Source organism: Pseudoalteromonas sp. MMG033 (genome assembly GCF_057197785.1).
In genome coordinates this window covers 1,555,359-1,574,574 of sequence record NZ_CM170070.1, presented here as the reverse complement: position 1 = coordinate 1,574,574, position 19,216 = coordinate 1,555,359, and the positions used below count along the sequence as shown (strand labels likewise).

Annotated in this window: 19 protein-coding genes; 11 read left to right on the top strand and 8 right to left on the bottom strand. The window is 43.3% G+C overall.

Going from position 1 to position 19,216, the window contains the following annotated elements:
• Nucleotides 1-17: 17 nt before the first annotated feature.
• From tatA to hemB, 7 genes are all read left to right on the top strand, one after another.
• On the top strand, nt 18-254 hold the full coding sequence (gene tatA, locus AC2CZC_RS06895; protein WP_237138609.1) for a Sec-independent protein translocase subunit TatA: 237 nt from the start codon (nt 18-20) through the stop codon (nt 252-254).
• A gap of 5 nt (nt 255-259) precedes the next feature.
• Nucleotides 260-577 (top strand): Sec-independent protein translocase protein TatB, encoded by a 318-nt coding sequence (gene tatB, locus AC2CZC_RS06890; protein ID WP_237138608.1) that lies wholly within the window; start codon nt 260-262, stop codon nt 575-577.
• A gap of 25 nt (nt 578-602) precedes the next feature.
• Complete coding sequence (tatC, locus tag AC2CZC_RS06885; protein WP_237138607.1) at nt 603-1,349, top strand: twin-arginine translocase subunit TatC; 747 nt, start codon at nt 603-605, stop codon at nt 1,347-1,349.
• Nucleotides 1,342-1,611 carry a type VI secretion system-associated protein TagO gene (locus AC2CZC_RS06880; RefSeq protein ID WP_484584290.1) on the top strand — a complete coding sequence of 90 codons (270 nt, stop codon included), beginning with the start codon at nt 1,342-1,344 and terminating at the stop codon, nt 1,609-1,611. Before tatC ends, AC2CZC_RS06880 begins: the two co-directional genes overlap by 8 nt.
• A 215-nt stretch (nt 1,612-1,826) precedes the next feature.
• The gene (locus AC2CZC_RS06875; RefSeq protein ID WP_484584289.1) at nt 1,827-2,618 is read left to right on the top strand and encodes a TatD family hydrolase; all 792 of its coding nucleotides are present in this window, start codon (nt 1,827-1,829) and stop codon (nt 2,616-2,618) included.
• Nucleotides 2,618-4,492 (top strand): sensor domain-containing diguanylate cyclase, encoded by a 1,875-nt coding sequence (locus AC2CZC_RS06870; protein WP_484584288.1) that lies wholly within the window; start codon nt 2,618-2,620, stop codon nt 4,490-4,492. The genes AC2CZC_RS06875 and AC2CZC_RS06870 overlap by 1 nt, the downstream gene beginning before the upstream one ends.
• A 10-nt stretch (nt 4,493-4,502) precedes the next feature.
• Nucleotides 4,503-5,513 (top strand): porphobilinogen synthase, encoded by a 1,011-nt coding sequence (hemB, locus tag AC2CZC_RS06865; protein ID WP_484584287.1) that lies wholly within the window; start codon nt 4,503-4,505, stop codon nt 5,511-5,513.
• Between the two features lie 65 nt (nt 5,514-5,578).
• Here the strand turns inward: hemB and AC2CZC_RS06860 are convergent, their stop codons facing one another.
• From AC2CZC_RS06860 to AC2CZC_RS06845, 4 genes are all read right to left on the bottom strand, one after another.
• On the bottom strand, nt 5,579-6,004 hold the full coding sequence (locus AC2CZC_RS06860; protein ID WP_484584286.1) for a hypothetical protein: 426 nt from the start codon (nt 6,002-6,004) through the stop codon (nt 5,579-5,581).
• 414 nt (nt 6,005-6,418) lie between these two features.
• Complete coding sequence (fusA, locus tag AC2CZC_RS06855) at nt 6,419-8,506, bottom strand: elongation factor G (RefSeq protein WP_023400238.1); 2,088 nt, start codon at nt 8,504-8,506, stop codon at nt 6,419-6,421.
• A 163-nt stretch (nt 8,507-8,669) separates the two neighbouring features.
• Entirely contained in the window at nt 8,670-9,458 is a 789-nt protein-coding gene (locus AC2CZC_RS06850) for a TIGR00266 family protein (protein ID WP_039611344.1), read from the bottom strand.
• 117 nt (nt 9,459-9,575) lie between these two features.
• The gene (locus tag AC2CZC_RS06845; protein ID WP_484584285.1) at nt 9,576-10,877 is read right to left on the bottom strand and encodes a GntP family permease; all 1,302 of its coding nucleotides are present in this window, start codon (nt 10,875-10,877) and stop codon (nt 9,576-9,578) included.
• A 913-nt stretch (nt 10,878-11,790) separates the two neighbouring features.
• Between AC2CZC_RS06845 and AC2CZC_RS06840 the strand changes: the two genes are divergently transcribed.
• The gene (locus AC2CZC_RS06840; RefSeq protein ID WP_484584284.1) at nt 11,791-13,200 is read left to right on the top strand and encodes a sensor domain-containing diguanylate cyclase; all 1,410 of its coding nucleotides are present in this window, start codon (nt 11,791-11,793) and stop codon (nt 13,198-13,200) included.
• 4 nt (nt 13,201-13,204) lie between these two features.
• Here the strand turns inward: AC2CZC_RS06840 and ylqF are convergent, their stop codons facing one another.
• Entirely contained in the window at nt 13,205-14,149 is a 945-nt protein-coding gene (gene ylqF / locus AC2CZC_RS06835) for a ribosome biogenesis GTPase YlqF (protein ID WP_046354279.1), read from the bottom strand.
• Nucleotides 14,150-14,252: 103 nt separating this feature from the next.
• On the opposite strand from ylqF, the gene AC2CZC_RS06830 reads away from it, so the two are divergent.
• Nucleotides 14,253-14,789, top strand: a complete 537-nt coding sequence (locus tag AC2CZC_RS06830) for a YaeQ family protein (RefSeq protein WP_063360014.1) — start codon at nt 14,253-14,255, stop codon at nt 14,787-14,789.
• Between the two features lie 8 nt (nt 14,790-14,797).
• Nucleotides 14,798-15,403 carry an esterase/lipase family protein gene (locus AC2CZC_RS06825; protein ID WP_484584283.1) on the top strand — a complete coding sequence of 202 codons (606 nt, stop codon included), beginning with the start codon at nt 14,798-14,800 and terminating at the stop codon, nt 15,401-15,403.
• 1 nt (nt 15,404) lies between these two features.
• Here AC2CZC_RS06825 and AC2CZC_RS06820 read toward each other — a convergent pair whose 3' ends face one another.
• Nucleotides 15,405-15,614 (bottom strand): hypothetical protein, encoded by a 210-nt coding sequence (locus AC2CZC_RS06820; protein WP_039611328.1) that lies wholly within the window; start codon nt 15,612-15,614, stop codon nt 15,405-15,407.
• A gap of 353 nt (nt 15,615-15,967) precedes the next feature.
• Here AC2CZC_RS06820 and AC2CZC_RS06815 point away from each other — a divergent pair, with 353 nt between their 5' ends.
• Complete coding sequence (locus AC2CZC_RS06815; RefSeq protein ID WP_046354281.1) at nt 15,968-16,435, top strand: Dps family protein; 468 nt, start codon at nt 15,968-15,970, stop codon at nt 16,433-16,435.
• On the opposite strand, the gene AC2CZC_RS06810 is transcribed toward AC2CZC_RS06815, so the two are convergent.
• Together AC2CZC_RS06810 and AC2CZC_RS06805 are read right to left on the bottom strand one after the other, a co-directional pair.
• Nucleotides 16,432-16,833, bottom strand: coding sequence for a hypothetical protein (locus AC2CZC_RS06810; RefSeq protein WP_484584282.1), 402 nt, complete (start codon nt 16,831-16,833; stop codon nt 16,432-16,434). The two genes, AC2CZC_RS06815 and AC2CZC_RS06810, sit on opposite strands and share 4 nt — an antisense overlap.
• Nucleotides 16,834-16,878: 45 nt before the next feature.
• Nucleotides 16,879-18,945, bottom strand: coding sequence for a S9 family peptidase (locus tag AC2CZC_RS06805; protein ID WP_237138595.1), 2,067 nt, complete (start codon nt 18,943-18,945; stop codon nt 16,879-16,881).
• Nucleotides 18,946-19,216: the final 271 nt, after the last annotated feature.

Sequence of the window (19,216 nt, the reverse complement as noted above, 5' to 3'; positions counted from 1 at the left end):
ACGTAAACGGAGTCGTTATGGGATTAGGTGGTATCAGTATTTGGCAACTATTAATTGTTCTTGCAATCATTGTATTGCTTTTTGGCACTAAAAAGTTGCGTGGTATGGGTGGAGACCTAGGTAACGCCGTTAAAGGGTTTAAAAAAGCCATGTCTGACGATGAAAAAACAGAAGCAGACAAGCCAAAAGACGCCATTCAAAATCAAACCCAAAGCAAATCTACCAGCACTGAAACTGATAAAGAAAAGGTTTAACTTACATGGGCATGTGGGAGCTCGTCGTCATATTAATTGTCGGCTTAATCGTATTAGGTCCAGAGCGTTTACCGGTGGCTATACGAACGGTTAGTCGCTGGATCCGAACCGTGAAATCTGTTGCTAATTCGGTGAAGGCTGAAGTGAATGAAGAGCTCAGAGTACATGAGTTGCACACTAATCTTAAAAAAGCTGAGCAACAAAACATGAATAACTTAGCCCCCGAGCTGCAAGAGTCCGTGGATGAGTTGAAAAAAGCGGCCGAGTCTGTGCGTCATAGCTATCAAACGGATGCCACGGACACACATTCGAAAAAAGACTAATCCCTCAGAAGTAACAGGAACACCCATGTCAGAATCGGACAACAGTGGTTTTATAGGTCACCTAATTGAACTCAGAGATCGCCTCATTAAAGCCCTCTTAAGCGTCTTGGTGATCTTTCTATCCTTGGTCTATTTTGCCAACGATATCTATGCATTTGTCGCAAACCCGCTGGTTTTAAGTTTGCCAGAAAATGCCACCATGATAGCCACAGATGTCACTGCACCTTTTTTTGCACCGTTTAAACTGACCCTCTTTGTCTCTTTGTTTTTAGCGATCCCTTTTATATTGCATCAGTTTTGGGGGTTTTTAGCACCCGGCTTATACCAACATGAAAAGCGCATGCTCATGCCCATACTCCTATCTAGTGTGGTGTTGTTTTATGCCGGTATCGCATTTTGTTATTTCGTGGTTATGCCAATTATTTTGGGCTTTTTTACCGCGGTTGGCCCAGCGATGATGACTTTATCTCCGGATATCAGCAGCTATTTAGCCTTTATTCTCAAATTATTTTTCGCTTTTGGCGTCGCTTTTGAGATCCCGGTCGCTATTATGCTACTGTGCTGGAGTGGCGTCACAACAACTCAAAGCTTAAAAGATAAACGTCCTTATATCGTAGTAGGTGTGTTCGTGGTGGCCATGTTTTTAACACCACCCGATGTGCTATCGCAAACCTTGCTCGCTGTGCCCATGTTATTATTATTCGAAGTCGGCATCATCCTAGCGGGCATCTATAGCAAAAAGTCTGAACAACAGGAAATGAACAATGAATAAGTGGTTCACTGTACTAGCATTGGGTGTCTCACTCTGTGCTCACGCCCAAAATGAAACGCTTGAACAGTTGGTTCAGTGTCAATCTATTGCATCCGACACTCAGCGCTTACAATGCTATGACCAAGCGACTGCAAAACTTCAATCTAAGCAGCCAATGGCTACCGTATCAGCCGCACCAGTTGCAACAAGCATATTGAGTAAAGAACAAAAACAAGCACGCTTTGGTATCGAAATAAAACCATCCAAAACGATCAACGTGTAGACAATATTGAAGCTACAATAGTAAAGCTGGCTAAGTCAGCACATGGTGTTCGTACCTTTGAGCTCTCAAATACACAAGTATGGAAGCAAATTGGCAGTGATGCCTTTTTTGCAAAGCAGGACGATACGGTCACCATAAAACGTGGCTCATTTAACTCATTTTTGATGAGCAAATCGGGCTCAAATCGAACAATTCGCGTAAAAAGAATAAAATAAATGCAAACGATGATTGATGCTGGTGTCAACTTAACCAGCTCACAATTTGATAAAGACAGAGCAGATGTTGTCTCAAGGGCCAGAGCAAATCATATCAGTAATATGTTATTGATTGGCTGTGATCTTGCCTCAAGTGAGCAAAGCCTTGCTCTGGCAAACACGCATAGGCTCGTCAGTACTGCAGGTATACACCCTCATGATGCCAAGAGTGCGCCAGATGATTTCATTGCGCAAATCACTCAATTGGCCAATTCCCCCCAAGTTGTCGCAATCGGTGAGTGCGGATTAGATTTTAATCGTGATTTTTCACCAAGAGATATACAAGCCCATGTATGCAATGAGCAATTTGCGCTCGCGCAACAGCTTAATATGCCAGCTTATATTCATGAGCGAGATGCACACGAGCATATGAAAACCTTGCTATCTGGGCACCAAATACAGGGCGTTCTACACTGCTTTACAGGCGACAAGCAAGCACTTAAATTTTATCTCGATTACGGTTTAATGATTGGTATTACAGGATGGGTATGTGATGAAAGACGCGGTCAGCAACTGCGTGAATTAATCTCTTACATTCCAAATGATAGACTACTTATTGAAACGGATGCACCTTACTTACTGCCAAGAACTCTTTCTCCAAAGCCCAAATCTAGACGCAATGAACCGGCTTATTTATCAGCGGTTGTTGCGCAAATAGCTGAATTGAAAAATACAGATTACGCAACCATTGCTATGCACAGTTCTGTTAACTTCAATACGCTCTTTATGGCGAATCAATCGAGTAATTCCTGATGAAGCTATGGTTACTGTTCGCACTGATATTGAATACCTTTCCGGCAGTTGCCAGCATCTCCTTTAATACAAACTCAAACATACATGTTTTTGAACTACCAGCGCAGTTTAGGCACCAAGCTTCACTGCCATTTAGCTATACGGTAGCTCCTCAGGATACACTTCAAGATTTACTCAGTAGCAGCACTACGTGGCATTATCATGATTCTGGCGCACTTAATTTAGGTGAAGTAGAGCAGCAAGTTTGGATAAAAGTTGTATTACGAAACGATAGCTTAATTGAAATCCCACTTTTACTCAGTGTGAACAATAACCTACTGGATAGTATTACAGCCTACATAATGCAACCAGATCATGCAATTTTAACACTCGATTTGGGTGATAGTCGCCCGCTCATGCAGCGACCCATAAAGCATGAGGCTCAACTCATCCCATTGGAGTTACCAGGTAAGCGACAAACCACGCTCTACTTAAAAGTGAAGCACCATGGTGCACTCAATATTCCGCTTAGTCTCTGGCACCCTGTGGAATATCTAAAATATAAGAGTAAATTCAACCTCATCTATGGCATTCTAGCGGGCTTTTTGCTGGCAATGATAGCGACCAACTTTACCATGTATAGCTTCACGCGGCGCAAATACTTCCTCCATGGCACCTTGCTCATGACGAGTGTCTGGTTACTATTGGTTCACTTATACGGTTTTGGATACAGGTACCTCTACGCAGACTGGCAATGGATGCAACAGTATGGTCAGAGTATTCTTGTATTACTTTCAACTTTAGCCATGACCCCAATTATACGCAGTCAAATCTTACCCATCAGTAGCGCCCCCAGAATTGATAGTGGTCTAAAATACTTACTATTAAGCGGCTTTGGTATTACCCTACTGTGTACATTTTTACCTATTACGCTGGCACTCAAAACTGCATATATTTTTGCCATACTCGCGGTAGTTTACTTTTTTGTGATCACTGTCAAAGCTTCTCCACAAAAGCTCACTAAGAAGATACCCACACTTACTGTCCACCTATGTTTAATGATATCTTTGTGCTATCAGTTTGGTTTTGAACTTGGTTTATTATCAGGCGCCTTGCTTGAACGTCCAGTGACTTATATTTGCTCCTTATTTGTCTGTGCGTACATTAGTTATGCGCTGGCTAAGCAGTACATATCGGAGCGTGAGCGCCACATCAAGGCACAAGAACAGAAGTTAGCGAAAACTCGCGCAGAAGATGCACTGCTCAAAGAAAAACTAAGTATTCAAGAGCAGGCCCAGCAAGACTTAGAAAGCAGTATTGACGAACGCACATTTGAGTTACAAGTCACTTTACGCGAGCTAGAAGAGAAAAACCGCGAGCTTGAACGACTCAACATGGAAGACCCACTTACCAAAGTGAAAAACCGTCGCTATTTCGATAAACGCCTCATGATGGAAGTCAGACGCTCACGCAGGGAGCAAACTACACTCAGTGTGATCATGCTAGATATAGACCATTTTAAGCGCGTTAATGATGTATACGGCCATTTAGCAGGTGACCAAACCATATGTGCTTTTGCTAACACAATTAGCCAGCATTTGAAGCGCCCCCATGATGAAGTATTCCGTTATGGCGGAGAAGAATTTGTTATTTTACTGCCCAATACAGATGCCCATGGCGCTTTAGAGCTTGCAGAAAAAATTCGCCTCGCAACAGCATCATGTGCAGTCAATATCGCAGATCAGAATATTCAGTTCACAACCAGTGCGGGTTTATATAGCGCCATAGCGAAAGATACACAAAACCCAACTTTATTTACCGACTTCGCCGATAAAGCGCTGTATGAAGCAAAGCAAAGTGGGCGAAATCAAGTTTGCATTTATCAACACACCTAGGAGACTTAATGTGGCTCAATCAGGACTAGATCTTTTTCCTTATACACGTATGCGACGCATGCGTCGCGACGACTTTTCTCGCCGTTTAATGTGTGAAAATACATTGACTGTCGCTGATCTAATTTATCCTGTGTTTGTTTTAGAAGGCACAAATTGTCGTGAATCTATCCCCTCAATGCCAGGGATTGAGAGGCTTTCAATTGACTTATTGGTAGAAGAAGCAAAGCAACTTACTGCTCTAGGGATCCCTGCTATCGCTATCTTCCCTGTCACACCTGCAGAGCAAAAGTCATTGATGGCTGAGGAAGCATACAACCCTGAAGGGCTTGCACAGCGTACTGTAAGAGCCCTTAAGGCAGCCTGTCCAGATTTAGGTGTAATAACAGATGTTGCGCTAGACCCTTTCACCGTTCATGGCCAAGATGGCATCATTGATGAGAGTGGTTACGTGATGAATGACATCACAACAGAAATCCTCATAAAGCAAGCATTATCGCATGCCGATGCAGGTGCTGATGTCGTTGCGCCTTCAGACATGATGGATGGCCGTATTGGCGCTATTCGCGAAGCTTTAGAAGCCGCTGGACATATTCATACTCGCATCATGGCCTATTCTGCAAAATATGCATCAAGCTATTATGGACCATTCAGAGATGCCGTTGGCTCAGCGGGTAACCTCAAAGGTGCAGATAAAAAGACTTACCAAATGGATCCTGCGAACTCAGACGAAGCAATACGAGAAGTTGCTTTGGATTTACAGGAAGGGGCAGATATGGTCATGGTAAAACCAGGTATGCCGTATTTAGATGTGGTTAGACGCGTTAAAGATGAGTTTGGTGTCCCGACTTTTGCTTATCAAGTCAGTGGTGAATATGCCATGCACAAAGCTGCAATCGACAACGGTTGGCTGGCAGAAAAGCCCGTAGTCATGGAGTCACTATTAGCATTTAAACGCGCTGGTGCTGATGGTATCTTGACCTACTTTGCCAAGCAAGTCGCATTATGGCTCAATGAGAAATAACTCTAATATTCGCCCGATTAAAGCTCCGAACTCCCTTTCTTACTAAAAAGCGCCATACGGCGCTTTTATGCTTTCACTTGAGATTGTGTTAAGCCAGTCACAGGGCAGCTAAATAACTTAGCCGCTTTTTGTATTTCTTCCAAGCTTGCTAACCAGTAAGGGAAGGATACCTGCTTATTTGTCTTTAACTCTACAGTGACGATGTACACATTAAGCACTTTAGTTGCTTTTAAAGCCGCAATTTCATCACCATGCAAGTAGTGTGTGTTTAATCCATTGTGATGGCTAAAACCTGCTTTATCTATATGCACATATTTTTTACCCAAAATGCCCGCAACTAGAGAAAGCATTGTCAATGCTACACCCGAAGCAACTAATATCTGAGCAACGGTCACAAAGCCTAAGTTCAATAACACCACATAGAGTAAAACAGACACGAGAAGCTGTATTGTGTACAAATACCAATTAATTTGTAAGTTGATTGTCTTCATGAGTACCTCCAAATTTTACTCAAATTACCTACTTTAGGACTACGAATAGGGCATGATAAATTCGCTTTGTTCCTAAATCAAGCTCGTCCTCAGCTTTTTTCAACAATCAATGTTTTTGACGTGGACTTAATTCTATAAGTTTGCATTACATTAGATAAATTAACTTTTTAGATAGGTATATATATTAATAAATTACGTAAAAAAGATGTACTTACAGGTCAAAAAACAACCCAAAAGGATGAAGATTAGCATTATACAATTATTTACATTTTACAAATAAAAAAATTCATAAAATGTCCGTGTAGAAAGGTTAAAAACTAGCTAGGTAACTCATCCAGCTACATCGCCACCAGTTATTCAGCACATAAAAAAACCGCCCTAAGGCGGTTTTTTCAAAAGAAAGGAGTTAGCTAATTACTTAGCAGCTTTCTTTTCTTTCTCAGCAGCGATTACCGCGTCAGCAACGTTTTGCGGACATGGTGCATAGTGAGAGAATTCCATTGAGAACTGACCACGACCAGACGTGATAGTACGTAGGTGACCAATGTATCCGAACATTTCAGATAGAGGTACTTCACCCTTGATACGAACGCCCATTGCGCCAGCTTCTTGGTCTTTGATCATACCACGACGACGGTTAAGGTCACCGATTACGTCACCTACGTTGTCATCTGGCGTGAACACGTCAACTTTCATGATTGGCTCAAGAAGTTGTGCACCCGCTTTAGGGATAGACTGACGGAAAGCGCCTTTAGCAGCGATTTCGAATGCGATTGCTGATGAGTCAACTGCGTGGAAACCACCGTCGAATAGCTCAACTTCAACGTCTAGTACAGGGAAGCCAGCTAGAACACCTTCTTCCATCATTGACGCAAAGCCTTTCTCAACTGCAGGCCAGAATTCTTTAGGTACGTTACCACCAACAACTGAAGATGAGAACGTGAAACCAGAACCAACTTCACCTGGCTTGATGCGGTAGTCGATCTTACCGAACTGACCAGAACCACCAGACTGCTTCTTGTGCGTGTAGCTGTCTTCAACTTCTTGCGTGATAGTTTCACGGTAAGCAACCTGAGGCTGACCAACAACTAGCTCAACGCCGTAAGTACGCTTAAGGATGTCTACCTTGATGTCTAGGTGAAGTTCACCCATACCTTTAAGGATAGTTTCACCTGAATCTTCGTCAGTCTCAACCTGGAATGACGGATCTTCTGCAACCATCTTACCGATAGCGATACCCATCTTCTCGTTACCACCTTTATCTTTAGGTGCAACAGCGATAGAGATTACCGGATCAGGGAAGATCATCGCTTCTAGAGTACATTCGTGCTTAGGATCACATAGAGTGTGACCAGTTTGAACGTTCTTCATACCTACAACAGCGATGATGTCACCCGCTTGTGCTTCAGTAAGTTCGTTACGCTCGTCTGCTTGCATCTCAACCATACGGCCGATACGCTCAGTTTTACCAGTTGCAGAGTTAAGGATCGTGTCACCTTTCTTCATGCGACCAGCGTAGATACGGATGAACGTAAGTGCACCGAAACGGTCGTCCATGATTTTGAACGCAAGCGCTTTAAGTGGCTCTTCTGCGTCAACTGTCGCAACGTCACCAGTAGGCTCACCAGTTTCAGGATCAGTTAGAGGCTGAGGATCAACTTCAGTTGGAGACGGTAGGTAATCAACAACTGCGTCTAGTACTAGCTGCATACCTTTGTTTTTGAATGCAGAACCACAGAAAGTTGGGAAGAAAGCAAGGTCACGTGTACCTTTACGGATACAAGCTTTGATTTGCTCTAGTGAAGGAGTTTCACCTTCCATGTATGCTTCCATTAGGTCGTCGTCTTGCTCAACAGCAGACTCAACTAGCATCTCGTGGTACTCTTCAACTTTCTCAACCATGTCAGCTGGAACGTCAGTGATTTCGTAGTTTTCTGGAAGGCCAGTCTCGTCCCAGATGTATGCTTTTTTCGTTAGTACGTCAACAACACCTGTGAACTGATCTTCGATACCGATAGGAAGAGTCATAACTAGTGGGTTTGCGCCAAGTACTTTCTCTACTTGACCTACTACGCGGTAGAAGTCAGCACCCATACGGTCTAGTTTGTTTACGAAGATACAACGTGCAACTTCTGATTCGTTAGCATAACGCCAGTTAGTTTCTGACTGAGGCTCAACACCACCAGAACCACAGAATACACCGATACCACCATCAAGAACTTTAAGTGAACGGTATACTTCAACTGTGAAGTCAACGTGTCCAGGAGTATCGATAACGTTTAAACGGTGGCCTTTCCACTCACAAGTAACAGCTGCTGACTGGATAGTAATACCACGCTCTGCTTCCTGTTCCATGAAGTCAGTAGTTGACTCACCATCGTGTACTTCACCAGTTTTGTGAATCTTACCAGTAAGCTTAAGAATACGCTCAGTGGTCGTAGTTTTACCCGCATCAACGTGCGCGAAAATACCAATGTTTCTGTATTTCGATAAATCTGCCATTGTTTTACTCTATTTAAAGTAGAAAAATTATTCGGCGGGAGTATATCACCTCTTTAGGCGAACATCATCCTTGAAGTCGATTAAAATGCAGCCAATTTGCAATTAAAACGCATTCGCTGCGATATTGCATTGTTGAACTGCATTAAATAAGCCATTTTTAACCTTAATCACCATCAATGATATCGCCAACACTGCCTAATACAGAGCCTTCGCCCTGCCTGCTACCGCCCTGTTTTGGTGCGTGCTCAAGCACACGATCCGCTAATCTAGAGAATGGTAAGCTTTGGATCCACACCGTACCATGGCCTTTTAGCGTCGCTAAAAAGAGTCCTTCACCGCCAAAAAACATACTTTTCAGGCCTTTTACCCGCTCAATATCAAATTCGATGCCTTCGCTGAACCCAACTACACAGCCGGTATCAACGCGCAGTGTTTCACCATTAAGTTGCTTTTCAACCACAGTGCCGCCTGCATGGGCAAATGCCATTCCATCGCCCTGTAAGTGCTCTAATATGAACCCTTCTCCACCAAAAAAGCCCGCGCCAAGTTTGCGCTGAAATGCAATATCCACTTTGGTGCCCAGTGCTGCACATAAAAATGAATCTTTTTGTAAGTAAACAGATTGACCTAAGGTCGCCATATCTAACGCCAAAATAGAACCCGGAAAAGGCGCTGCAAATGCCACGCGTTTTTTGCCCACACCTTCATTGGTGAAGTGCGTCATAAATAACGACTCACCACTAATTAAACGCTTACCAGCACTGAATAACTTGCCCATAAAGCCTTGATCTACATCAGAGCCGTCACCCATTTTTGCCTCAAAACTAATGCCATCTTGCATGTAGTTCATCGCGCCGGCTTCAGCAATAACCGTTTCATTGGGATCCAACTCCACTTCAACCATCTGCATAGATTCGCCAATGATTTCGTAGTCAATTTCATGACAATGCATATTTTATTCTCCTTTTATGTGCCCAAATTACTGTGTCTTCACAGCCTTTTTGTCTGTCAAAGTTAGTACAATGCAATGAATTTTGCATGACAACAGCTTCCCCATTGACACCTTCAGTTAAAACCAAATAAATAGCCCCAAGATCAAAGCCACCCCTAATAAAGGCACGCATACCGTCAAAACTGCCAGTGGCCAATAAGCATCTTGGTGTTTCTCACCACAAATCGCCCGTACCGTTGTCACGACATAGCCATTGTGTGGCAAAGTGTCCAGTGCACCCGAGCTAATAGCGACGACACGATGCAGCTGGTTTTCATCGACCCCTAAATCTAAATAATGAGGTGCGACCAAAGGTAGCGCAATTGCTTGCCCACCAGAGGCAGATCCCGTCAATGCTGCGATGACGCTCACCGCTATTGCCGCGCCAAGCAACTCATTACCTGGAATAGACGTCATTAAGGCCACAGCCTCTTGAAACGCAGGCGTACCTTTAGCAACGGCACCAAAACCGACCACTGCCGCGGTATTACCGATTGCCACTAACGCGCCAGTTGTGCCGAGATTAATTGCCTGAGATAAACTTTTAAAGTACTTAAAATTAATGATAAAAATAGACACGACGCCACCGAGCAGGGCGACAATTAAAGCACTTTGCTGGAGCTGTTCATGTAATAGAAATGACAAACTCAGTACCACGAGTAAGGGTAAGAGGCCTGTGATTGGATGGGGCAAATGGCGCTTATCTTCGACAGGGTCGCCCGCTCTCGCTTCAAAAGACTCGCCATTGGCGACTGCCTTTTTAATCATTTTAACGAGTAAAAAATAGCCCAAGGCAGCCATAAATATGGCGACAATCAAGCTTTCTTGCCATGCAGCATAGGGAGACGTGCCCAAGTATTTTATTGGGATCCAGTTTTGTATTTCAGGGGAGCCCGCCGAGGTCATGGTAAATGTCACAGAGCCAAAAGCCAGAACAGCAGGGATAAAACGCCGGGGAAGATCCGCATCCTTAAATAAGCTCAGTGCCATCGGATAAACAGAAAACGCCACTATAAAAACACTCACCCCGCCATAAGTGAGTAAAGCACACGCAAATACAATTGCGAATACAGCGTGCTTCATTCCTATTTTATCGGTAATGTAGCGCGCAATGGCATCTGCAGCGCCCGTATCTTCCATAAATTTGCCAAACAAAGAACCCAGCAAAAACATAAAGAACCAAGCTTGAATAAAGCCGCTGAATCCGGACATATAAATTGAAACAAAGTTACCGTCATTTATGCCATTAAATATTGCAATATCACTACTAAGTGCGACCAATAGCGCACATATCGGCGCAGCAATAAACAGATTCATCCCTCTTAAAGTCAGCCAAATCAATGCTGCCAATGCACCGATCAACCCCAATGTACTGACCATTAACCCACCTCTTTTGTTATTTTTATGTAACTGTTATACGCCGAAAAGATCAGGAAATAAAGTGTCTTAGCACACAGAAAAGTAAGGGTAAGCAAGGCCTTGGTCAACTACAGCGATGAATACAACAAAATTAAATGAGAATTATTTGCAAATAAGTATTGACACTGAGCCAGATGTTATTGATAATCAATCTCAACAAAGTAAGTGACGGTTTATTTTGTTGAAGTACTCTAATTTTGTTTCTCGACCCTGAAACACGTTGAGCGAACGTTACACGCTAGGTAATAACGCGTTGTTTTACGCCCCTAAAACAACTTGTAAAAACCGACTATTTTACTTGCTACATTGCTCATATCGGTGACGGTAGATATGATCAAAAAAGGCCCGCAATTGCGGGCTTTTTTATTACCCTCGATGTATCACCACTCATTTTTGAGCTGCATTCCCACAAAATATATCTGTACAAACGAATGCCACACACTCGCTATATCAACGACATCAATGCACGTTAATCACTGCAAAACCCACCAACAAAACTAAATGAGAATTATTTTCAAATAAGTATTGACACCCACTCAGATCTAATTGATAATCAATCTCAACAAAGACGGATAAACACACTTTGTTGACGTACTCAGATTTTGTTTCTCGACCCCGAAACACGTGTGGCGCACGCAAACAGCTTCTGGTTGTCAGTGATGAACATTAACGCCCCTTAACGCGATTCACTAACAACCAACTTACTATTTTACTTGCTACATTGCTCATATCGGTGACGGTAGATATGAACCTAAAAGGCCCTTACAGGGCCTTTTTTATTGCGACTAATAAAGCTGTTGTAATCAAGTGTAATAGTTTACCTATGTACCTACTTGATAAACTCTGACTCCTTTTTGTTTCGAACAACAGTGCAATGACTCAAACACGCTACCGCTATAACTTCATCTTAACGGTGCTGCTCCTAGCAGGCTTCATTTTTACCAGCTGGTTTAGTTTAATCATTGCTAAGCAATCGTTATTTCGTGGCATTGAAAATGATGCACTCCCCCTCACTAGCCATCTGATCCATACCGATCTTCAAAAGCAGCTGCAAGCTCCCATTATTATTTCATCGCAAATGGCCAACAACACCTTTTTGCATGCTTGGTTGGCCCAACCCGAAAAAGACACAGCATTCTTATTTGAATATCTCAGACAGACACGCAGTGATTTTGATGCTGTCACCAGCTTTCTCGCTACCAGTCACGACAAAACCTATTATCGCTATGATGGTAGTACCACGACGTTAATCAAGCAGGATACCTGGTACCAAGATACCCTAGACAACGATGCCTTATATACGCTCAATGTTGACTTAGACCCAAGAGATGACCACCAAGCAACCATCTTTGTCAATCACAAAATCATGGTGAACAATCAAGTAAAGGGCGTCACTGGGGTTGGTATCAAGCTAGATCATCTAAAACGTCTCATCGATAAGTATCAGCATACTTACGATCGGAAAGTTTATTTTATCGATCATAAAGGTCGCTTATTGTTTTATAACGACGCTACCTTCGCAGACTACTCATTAAGCGACAAGTTTGGTCAACATGGTACGAAATTATTAGACAACCAAACCTATAAATTACGCTTAGAGCAAGACGGTAAAACTTTGTTTATCAACTCTCGTTATTTGGCTCACTTTGGTTGGTATCTCATTGTTGAGCAATCACTTGACCAAAATAACTCCCTATCGGAAAGCCTCTACATCAATTTGTTGATGGGTGTTGTGATCACGGGCGTCATATTATTTAGCGCTCAGCTCACCTTTAACCACTACCAAAAGCGGCTAGAAAAGATGGCGACGTTTGATAAGCTGACAAACACCTACAATCGACAAGCATTTGAACCTAGGCTGCAATCTGAGCTACAAAAAGCGCGCAACCAATTCAAGCCATTGGTGATGATGATGTTAGACATTGACCACTTCAAGCAAGTAAATGACAAACACGGGCACCTAGTCGGTGACAAAGTTCTTAAGCATGTTGCACATATTTGTAAATCAGTCGTCAAAAATCACGGTTCAGTATGTCGCTGGGGTGGCGAAGAGTTTGTGATATTGCTCCCCAAAACAGAGCTCAATCAAGGCCATGAACTGGCAGAACATATCCACCAAGCGCTTAATGCCAGTGAGTGCGAAGTCAAAGTCACGGCCAGTATTGGCCTTGCACAATATCATATTGATGAATCTGAGGATGGATTGTTGAAGCGCGCAGACGCTGCTTTATACAGCGCCAAAAGCACTGGACGCAATCGTTCAGTGCTTGCAAAAGCCGCCTAATGAATTAGCGACGATTCTTTCGTGCACGAGCGCGACGTTGACGCTTTTCTTCCTCGCGGGCTGCCTTTTTCGCTTCTGCGGCTGCACGGATCTCGGCAACCATTTGCTCTTCCTCTTCACGCATTTGCGGTGTTTCCATGGTTACATGGCCAAGCACCGCATCGCGTAACTCATTGATCAGGATCTCTGACATTTTATGAGTATCTACCTGATTGCCACCGCGGATACAGCCTCGTTTTCGCCCGGCCATTTCAATAAATGTCCAATCGCAATCTGGCAACTCATCAATTTTATAACGACTTTTCAGTAGTTCAGGGTACGCCTTCAACAAATATTCAGCGGTATAACTTGCCACTTCTTCATAGTTAATGGCTGTATCGCGGATAGCACCCGTTGCGGCTAGACGATAGCCCGAGTTTTCATTTTCAACCTTTGGCCACAACATACCTGGCGTGTCATACAGCATGATACCATCTTCTAAGCGAATGCGTTGCTGCGCCTTGGTTACCGCAGGCTCATTGCCTGTCTTAGCGACAATACGACCAGCTAGTATATTGATAAGTGTTGATTTACCAACATTAGGAATACCCATGATCATGGCTTTTAACTGCTTGTCTTGACCGACCTTGTGCGGCGCTAACTTTTTACACAGCGCATTAATGCGATGAACTTCCGCCGCCTTGTCATGACCAAATGATAAGGTTTTTACCCCATCCTCTTGCTCAAAATACGCCATCCAAGCTTTGGTCATCTCGGGATCTGCTAAGTCCGCTTTGTTTAAGATTTTGATGACCGGTTTGTCACCGCGTAATTGCGCCACCATTGGGTTTTCACTGCTATACGGAATACGCGCATCAAGTACTTCAATAATGACATCCATCTGCGGCATGATTTCTTTAATCTCATTGCGCGCCTTATTCATATGTCCAGGAAACCATTGGATGGCCATAAAAATCTCTCCAAAACTAAAATCTGTGACTATTTTAACGTAAAACGCACCAGATAGATAAATCTTGATATACTGGGCCTTTAAAAACTCTCAGCATAATAACATGGCCCTAAAATCTACAATTCTAAAAGCACACCTAAATATCAGTGATATGGATAGGCATGTCTATACCGATAAGTCACTCACTTTGGCGCAGCACCCTTCAGAGAACGAACAGCGATTGATGGTGCGTCTACTTGCTTATATCTTGCAATACACTGAAGAGCTGAGCTTTACTAAAGGGCTATGTGTGGATGATGAGCCTGCCGCGTGGCAAAAAAATCTGACCGATGACATTGAGCTGTGGGTTGATGTTGGTTTGCCAGATGAAAAGCGCCTGAAAAAAGCAGCTGTGCGTTCGCAGCAAGTGGTCTTGTACACGTATGGTGAAAACACCCAAGAGATTTGGTGGAAGAAGAATCAGTCTGCTGCCAATCAATATGATAATTTGCGTGTTTACAGCCTACCTTATTCAGCCACTTCACAAATGGTGGAACTATTCGCACGTTCAATGGATTTGACAGCGACCATCCAAGATGGCGAAATATGGCTCAGTGACTCACAGCACAGCGTGCAAATTGTGCCAACCCAGCTTAAATAAGGAAGCATATGAATATAAAGCGGATTGTCGTCCTTCACGGACTATATATGTCAGGGTTTGTGATGCAGCCGCTTTGTACTCGGTTAGAAAAAACCGGCTGTGAAATTCTCAATTTAAGCTACAACACCTTGGCCCCCGACAGACAGTCTATCTTCAAACAAATAGATGCATTTATCGCTGATAAACCCACTGCGTTTGTATGTCATTCTATGGGTGGACTGGTCGCCAGAGATTATCTCACCCATGCCTCAGCACAGAGCCAACATGTTGAAAAAGTCATTACCCTTGGCACACCACACAAAGGCAGTGCCATCGCAAAACATATGCATGATAAAGGGTTTGATCGCTTATTAAAAAACAGTGTGGAATATTTATTGAGCGAGACCAACACATGGCCTTTTAATGCGCGTTTATATAGCATTGCAGGCGACTTACCGATTGGGTTGATGCCCTTATTGCAAAAAGGCAGCCGCTCGGACGGCACAGTGTTGCTCGATGAGACAAAACTAAAGGGCATGGCCGAGCATAAAGTGTTTCACCGCAGCCATACCACCTTAATTTATTCACGTAGCGTGATGGACTATATCATTGACGTGATCAGTCGCGATAAGTAAGTTATTTATCTGCCTTTTGCGCGACTTTATATGCGACCAAGGCAATGATACCCGTAATTAATGGAACCGGTGCTGCCAAATAGCCAAAGCTGTCTGAGTTTGCATAACTAGCGCCTGCTAAATGCCCCACTAGCCCAACCACAAAAGCCACCAGCGCAATAACAACAACGGTAATTTCACCTTTGTGCTGGGATTCTGTTTTACCTTTCATAGAGCTCTCCTTAAAAATGAGCGCCCTAGAAATGGCCTAAAAAATAAAACAGGGCGCTTTGCCTTTTCATTATGGCCTTGATGTCGGTATGAAAATTGACCTAAATCAAGCTGGAAAACCGCTTTATACATACACCTATTCACATTTGCGATGGATCAACAAAGCGCTGACTTTTTAGTCAAAGTGGCAAGCTTTAAGCAAGTACTAACGACTTTTTCGATGGCTATAATCGCTTTTAGTCGTTGGCCTTTCTCGCCTCCATCCGCCACACTGTACAACATACAAAGTCACACAGTGACAAGCATTTAAACACGCCGCATCCGCTGCGGAAAAACATCATAAGGTAGCGAACAATGACAAATAGCATAGGGTTAGACAAACAGAAAAGTGAGCAACTGGTTGCAGCATTAAACGTGCTTTTAAGTAGCTACCAAATTCAATATATGAATGCGCGCAGCTTCCACTGGAACATCAAAGGGAGAGAGTTTTTTGAACTACACGTTAAATTTGAAGAAATTTACAACCAGCTATTACTCAAAGTGGACGAATTAGCAGAGCGTATCTTAACCATTGAAGGTATCCCACTGCATGCATTTAGCGATTACCTCAACGCCAGTGAAATTGCCGAAGCAAAAGATATTCAAAATGGCCCTGAAGCAGTCGCAACCCTGCTTGCCGGTTTCACTCAACTCATTAAGTCGCAACGTACTATACTGGCGCAAGCCGCTGATGCCGAGGATGAGGGCACCGCGTCTCTCATGGGAGATTACATCACGGAGCAAGAAAAGTTAGTTTGGATGCTCAAGGCTTATTTAGGCTAATCCAGCCATGAGGCGGCACCGCGATAGCTCGGATGTTGGCTCAGGTAGGCTGCCACATCAAGGTACATCTGTACCTTGATGTCACTGTCTGTCCACAACTCACAAATGAATTTTCGGGTTAGGGCATCAATGCCAATGTAGTCAATCTGACGATAACCACGCTGTTCCATGTCTTTGCAATAAACTTTCAGTGCAGCAATGCTATCAGCAGTGGTCATTTCAAACTGGCTGAGATTAACGACAGCACAGTGTAATTCACCAGGCTGATAGTCTTGCCAACGCGTGCGAGCTTCTTTCACCAACGCAGCGACGCCTTCGCTATTGAATGCGCCCACTAGGTTTACAAAAACCGTCGGTGGAGTAATGTCTATTTGCCACTGTCCATGTACTGAAAACATACTGTCCTCCTAAAACCCAATACGCGAAGTCAATCACCAAATCAATTAGTCAGCCTGCTGCGGTAACAAAGAGATAAAAAAGGCCATTTCCAACGCTTTCTCATTTAAGCTCTTAAACCTGCCAGACGCACCACCATGTCCAGAGTCCATGTCTGTTTTAAACACCAGTACGTTATCATCCGTTTTAAGCTCTCTGAGCTTAGCAACCCATTTCATAGGCTCCCAATATTGGACTTGTGAGTCATGCAGACCTGTTGTTACTAGTGTATTAGGATAGTGCTTTGCGGCTAAATTGTCATAAGGCGAGTAAGACAAAATACTCTCATAGTCAGCCAAGTAATTTGGATTCCCCCACTCATCATACTCATTGGTTGTGAGAGGAATAGACTCATCCAACATAGTGGTCAGTACATCTAAAAATGGCACATGACAACCAATTCCTAAATACAGCTCAGGCGCTTGGTTCATTACCGCGCCCATCAATAGGCCACCTGCACTGCCACCCGATGCAAATATTTTATCTGCCGCACCATATTGCTGCTCGACTAATGCACGAGTGACATCCACAAAGTCGTTAAAGCTATTTTCTTTATGGGCTTTTTTACCATTTTCATACCATTGACGGCCCAGCATTTCTGAACCCCTGATATGAGCGATTACATAAACAAAGCCCCTATCCAACAAGCTCAAAGTCGTGCTTGAGAAAGTTGGGTCAACGGTATAGCCATAAGCACCATAGCCATATTGTAATAATGGATTTGTGCCATCCTTATTAAACATCGACTTTCGATAAACAATAGAGACAGGGACTTTCTCGCCATCGCGTGCTGTAATGTGTAAGCGCTCAGATGCATAATCCTGAGGTTTAAAATCCCCCAGCACTTTGACTTGTTTTTTCAAGGTTTTTTGGCCAGTTGCCAAATCACATTCATAGACACTGCTTGGCGTCGTCAAACTAGAATAAGTGATACGTACCGAGGTTGATTTTGGCTCTGGGTTATAGCCAACCCCCGCATAATAACACTCGTCATCAAAGCCTAATTGATAACTTGCCCCCGTATAATCATGAATGACAAAACGGATTTGCCCCATCTCTCGCTCAGTGATCACAAAATGTGACTCAAATAACTCCAATCCCTCTAGCAGGACGTGTTCACGGTGCGCAATCAACTCTTCCCACTGACTAGGATCGTTCACCACGTCTAAGCCAGCTCGCACCATGCGAAAATTCTTTGCATCACTATTAGTCAACAAATAATAGTGTTCGCCAAACTTATCAAGACCATATTCATGCCCTTCTTGTCGTGCTAACAAGCGCTTGAACTCGCCCATCGGCTGCTCAGCATCGAGATAAAGCACATCGCTCGTCTCTGTCGCAGACAAGTAAATATAAATTTGGCTCTCATCACGGCTTTTACCAAGACCCATGTAGTATTGGCGGTCTTGCTCTTCATACACCAAGACATCGTCACTTTGTGGTGTACCAAGTACATGGCGGTAAACTTGGAATCCCAGCAAGGTTTGCAGATCTTTTTTCACATAAAAGACAGTGCGATTATCATTTGCCCAAACCACTTCGCCTTCAGTTTCAACCAAGCAATCTTCCAGCATTTGGCCAGTATTCAGATCTTTAAACTTTATCGTATAAATTCTTCGACCATCTGTATCTTCACTGTATGCAAGCAGATCATCATCTGGACTCACAGCCATATCGGCGAGTTCATAAAATTCAAATGCTTTGGCCAACTCATTCACATCGAGTAATAAAGTTTTGTCGTCCATCGCTTCATTCAAGGCGCGATAATGACGACCATACTCTTCCTCACCACTTACCTCATTGGTATACCAATAGCGGCCATCTTTTACTGGCACAGAAGAATCATCTTTGACGATACGCCCTTTCATTTCCTCAAATAGTGTTGCCTGCAAACCTTTATGCGGTTGCATTATCGCTTCACAATACTCATTTTCTGCTTTTAAGTGAGCTAATATCTCGTCATTTTGACGCTCATCATCGCGCATCCAGTAATAGTTATCTGTCCTTTGATGCCCGTGTATCTCCATATCATGGGGTACTTTTTTTGCCACTGGCGGGGTAAGCGCTTTGGTCATATAGATGTTCCTGATTTGTTATTATTCATCCAGTCTAACATAGCTAAAGGTGAGGTACAGCTTTGTGCCATAACTGGCCTAGTGCGCCAAACAGTATCAAATACATATACTGTTAAGGCCAAATTTTAACGTTAAACGAAACGTCAGCTAAAACTTAAGACGAAGGTAGAAAGTGTTACTTTATAACTTTAAATATCAAAACGGAATAGCACATCTGATTACGTAGTTAGAAATGAAAAAAGCCCAGCATGGCGCTGGGCTTTAATATATT

What these genes read in the sequence shown, in the direction of transcription:
- tatA (WP_237138609.1), top strand. Translation starts at nt 18, where the DNA reads ATGGGATTAGGTGGTATCAGTATTTGGCAACTATTAATTGTTCTTGCA.
- tatB (WP_237138608.1), top strand. Translation starts at nt 260, where the DNA reads ATGGGCATGTGGGAGCTCGTCGTCATATTAATTGTCGGCTTAATCGTA.
- tatC (WP_237138607.1), top strand. Translation starts at nt 603, where the DNA reads ATGTCAGAATCGGACAACAGTGGTTTTATAGGTCACCTAATTGAACTC.
- AC2CZC_RS06880 (WP_484584290.1), top strand. Translation starts at nt 1,342, where the DNA reads ATGAATAAGTGGTTCACTGTACTAGCATTGGGTGTCTCACTCTGTGCT.
- AC2CZC_RS06875 (WP_484584289.1), top strand. Translation starts at nt 1,827, where the DNA reads ATGCAAACGATGATTGATGCTGGTGTCAACTTAACCAGCTCACAATTT.
- AC2CZC_RS06870 (WP_484584288.1), top strand. Translation starts at nt 2,618, where the DNA reads ATGAAGCTATGGTTACTGTTCGCACTGATATTGAATACCTTTCCGGCA.
- AC2CZC_RS06860 (WP_484584286.1), bottom strand. Translation starts at nt 6,004, where the DNA reads ATGAAGACAATCAACTTACAAATTAATTGGTATTTGTACACAATACAG.
- fusA (WP_023400238.1), bottom strand. Translation starts at nt 8,506, where the DNA reads ATGGCAGATTTATCGAAATACAGAAACATTGGTATTTTCGCGCACGTT.
- AC2CZC_RS06850 (WP_039611344.1), bottom strand. Translation starts at nt 9,458, where the DNA reads ATGCATTGTCATGAAATTGACTACGAAATCATTGGCGAATCTATGCAG.
- AC2CZC_RS06845 (WP_484584285.1), bottom strand. Translation starts at nt 10,877, where the DNA reads ATGGTCAGTACATTGGGGTTGATCGGTGCATTGGCAGCATTGATTTGG.
- AC2CZC_RS06840 (WP_484584284.1), top strand. Translation starts at nt 11,791, where the DNA reads ATGACTCAAACACGCTACCGCTATAACTTCATCTTAACGGTGCTGCTC.
- ylqF (WP_046354279.1), bottom strand. Translation starts at nt 14,149, where the DNA reads ATGGCCATCCAATGGTTTCCTGGACATATGAATAAGGCGCGCAATGAG.
- AC2CZC_RS06830 (WP_063360014.1), top strand. Translation starts at nt 14,253, where the DNA reads ATGGCCCTAAAATCTACAATTCTAAAAGCACACCTAAATATCAGTGAT.
- AC2CZC_RS06825 (WP_484584283.1), top strand. Translation starts at nt 14,798, where the DNA reads ATGAATATAAAGCGGATTGTCGTCCTTCACGGACTATATATGTCAGGG.
- AC2CZC_RS06820 (WP_039611328.1), bottom strand. Translation starts at nt 15,614, where the DNA reads ATGAAAGGTAAAACAGAATCCCAGCACAAAGGTGAAATTACCGTTGTT.
- AC2CZC_RS06815 (WP_046354281.1), top strand. Translation starts at nt 15,968, where the DNA reads ATGACAAATAGCATAGGGTTAGACAAACAGAAAAGTGAGCAACTGGTT.
- AC2CZC_RS06810 (WP_484584282.1), bottom strand. Translation starts at nt 16,833, where the DNA reads ATGTTTTCAGTACATGGACAGTGGCAAATAGACATTACTCCACCGACG.
- AC2CZC_RS06805 (WP_237138595.1), bottom strand. Translation starts at nt 18,945, where the DNA reads ATGACCAAAGCGCTTACCCCGCCAGTGGCAAAAAAAGTACCCCATGAT.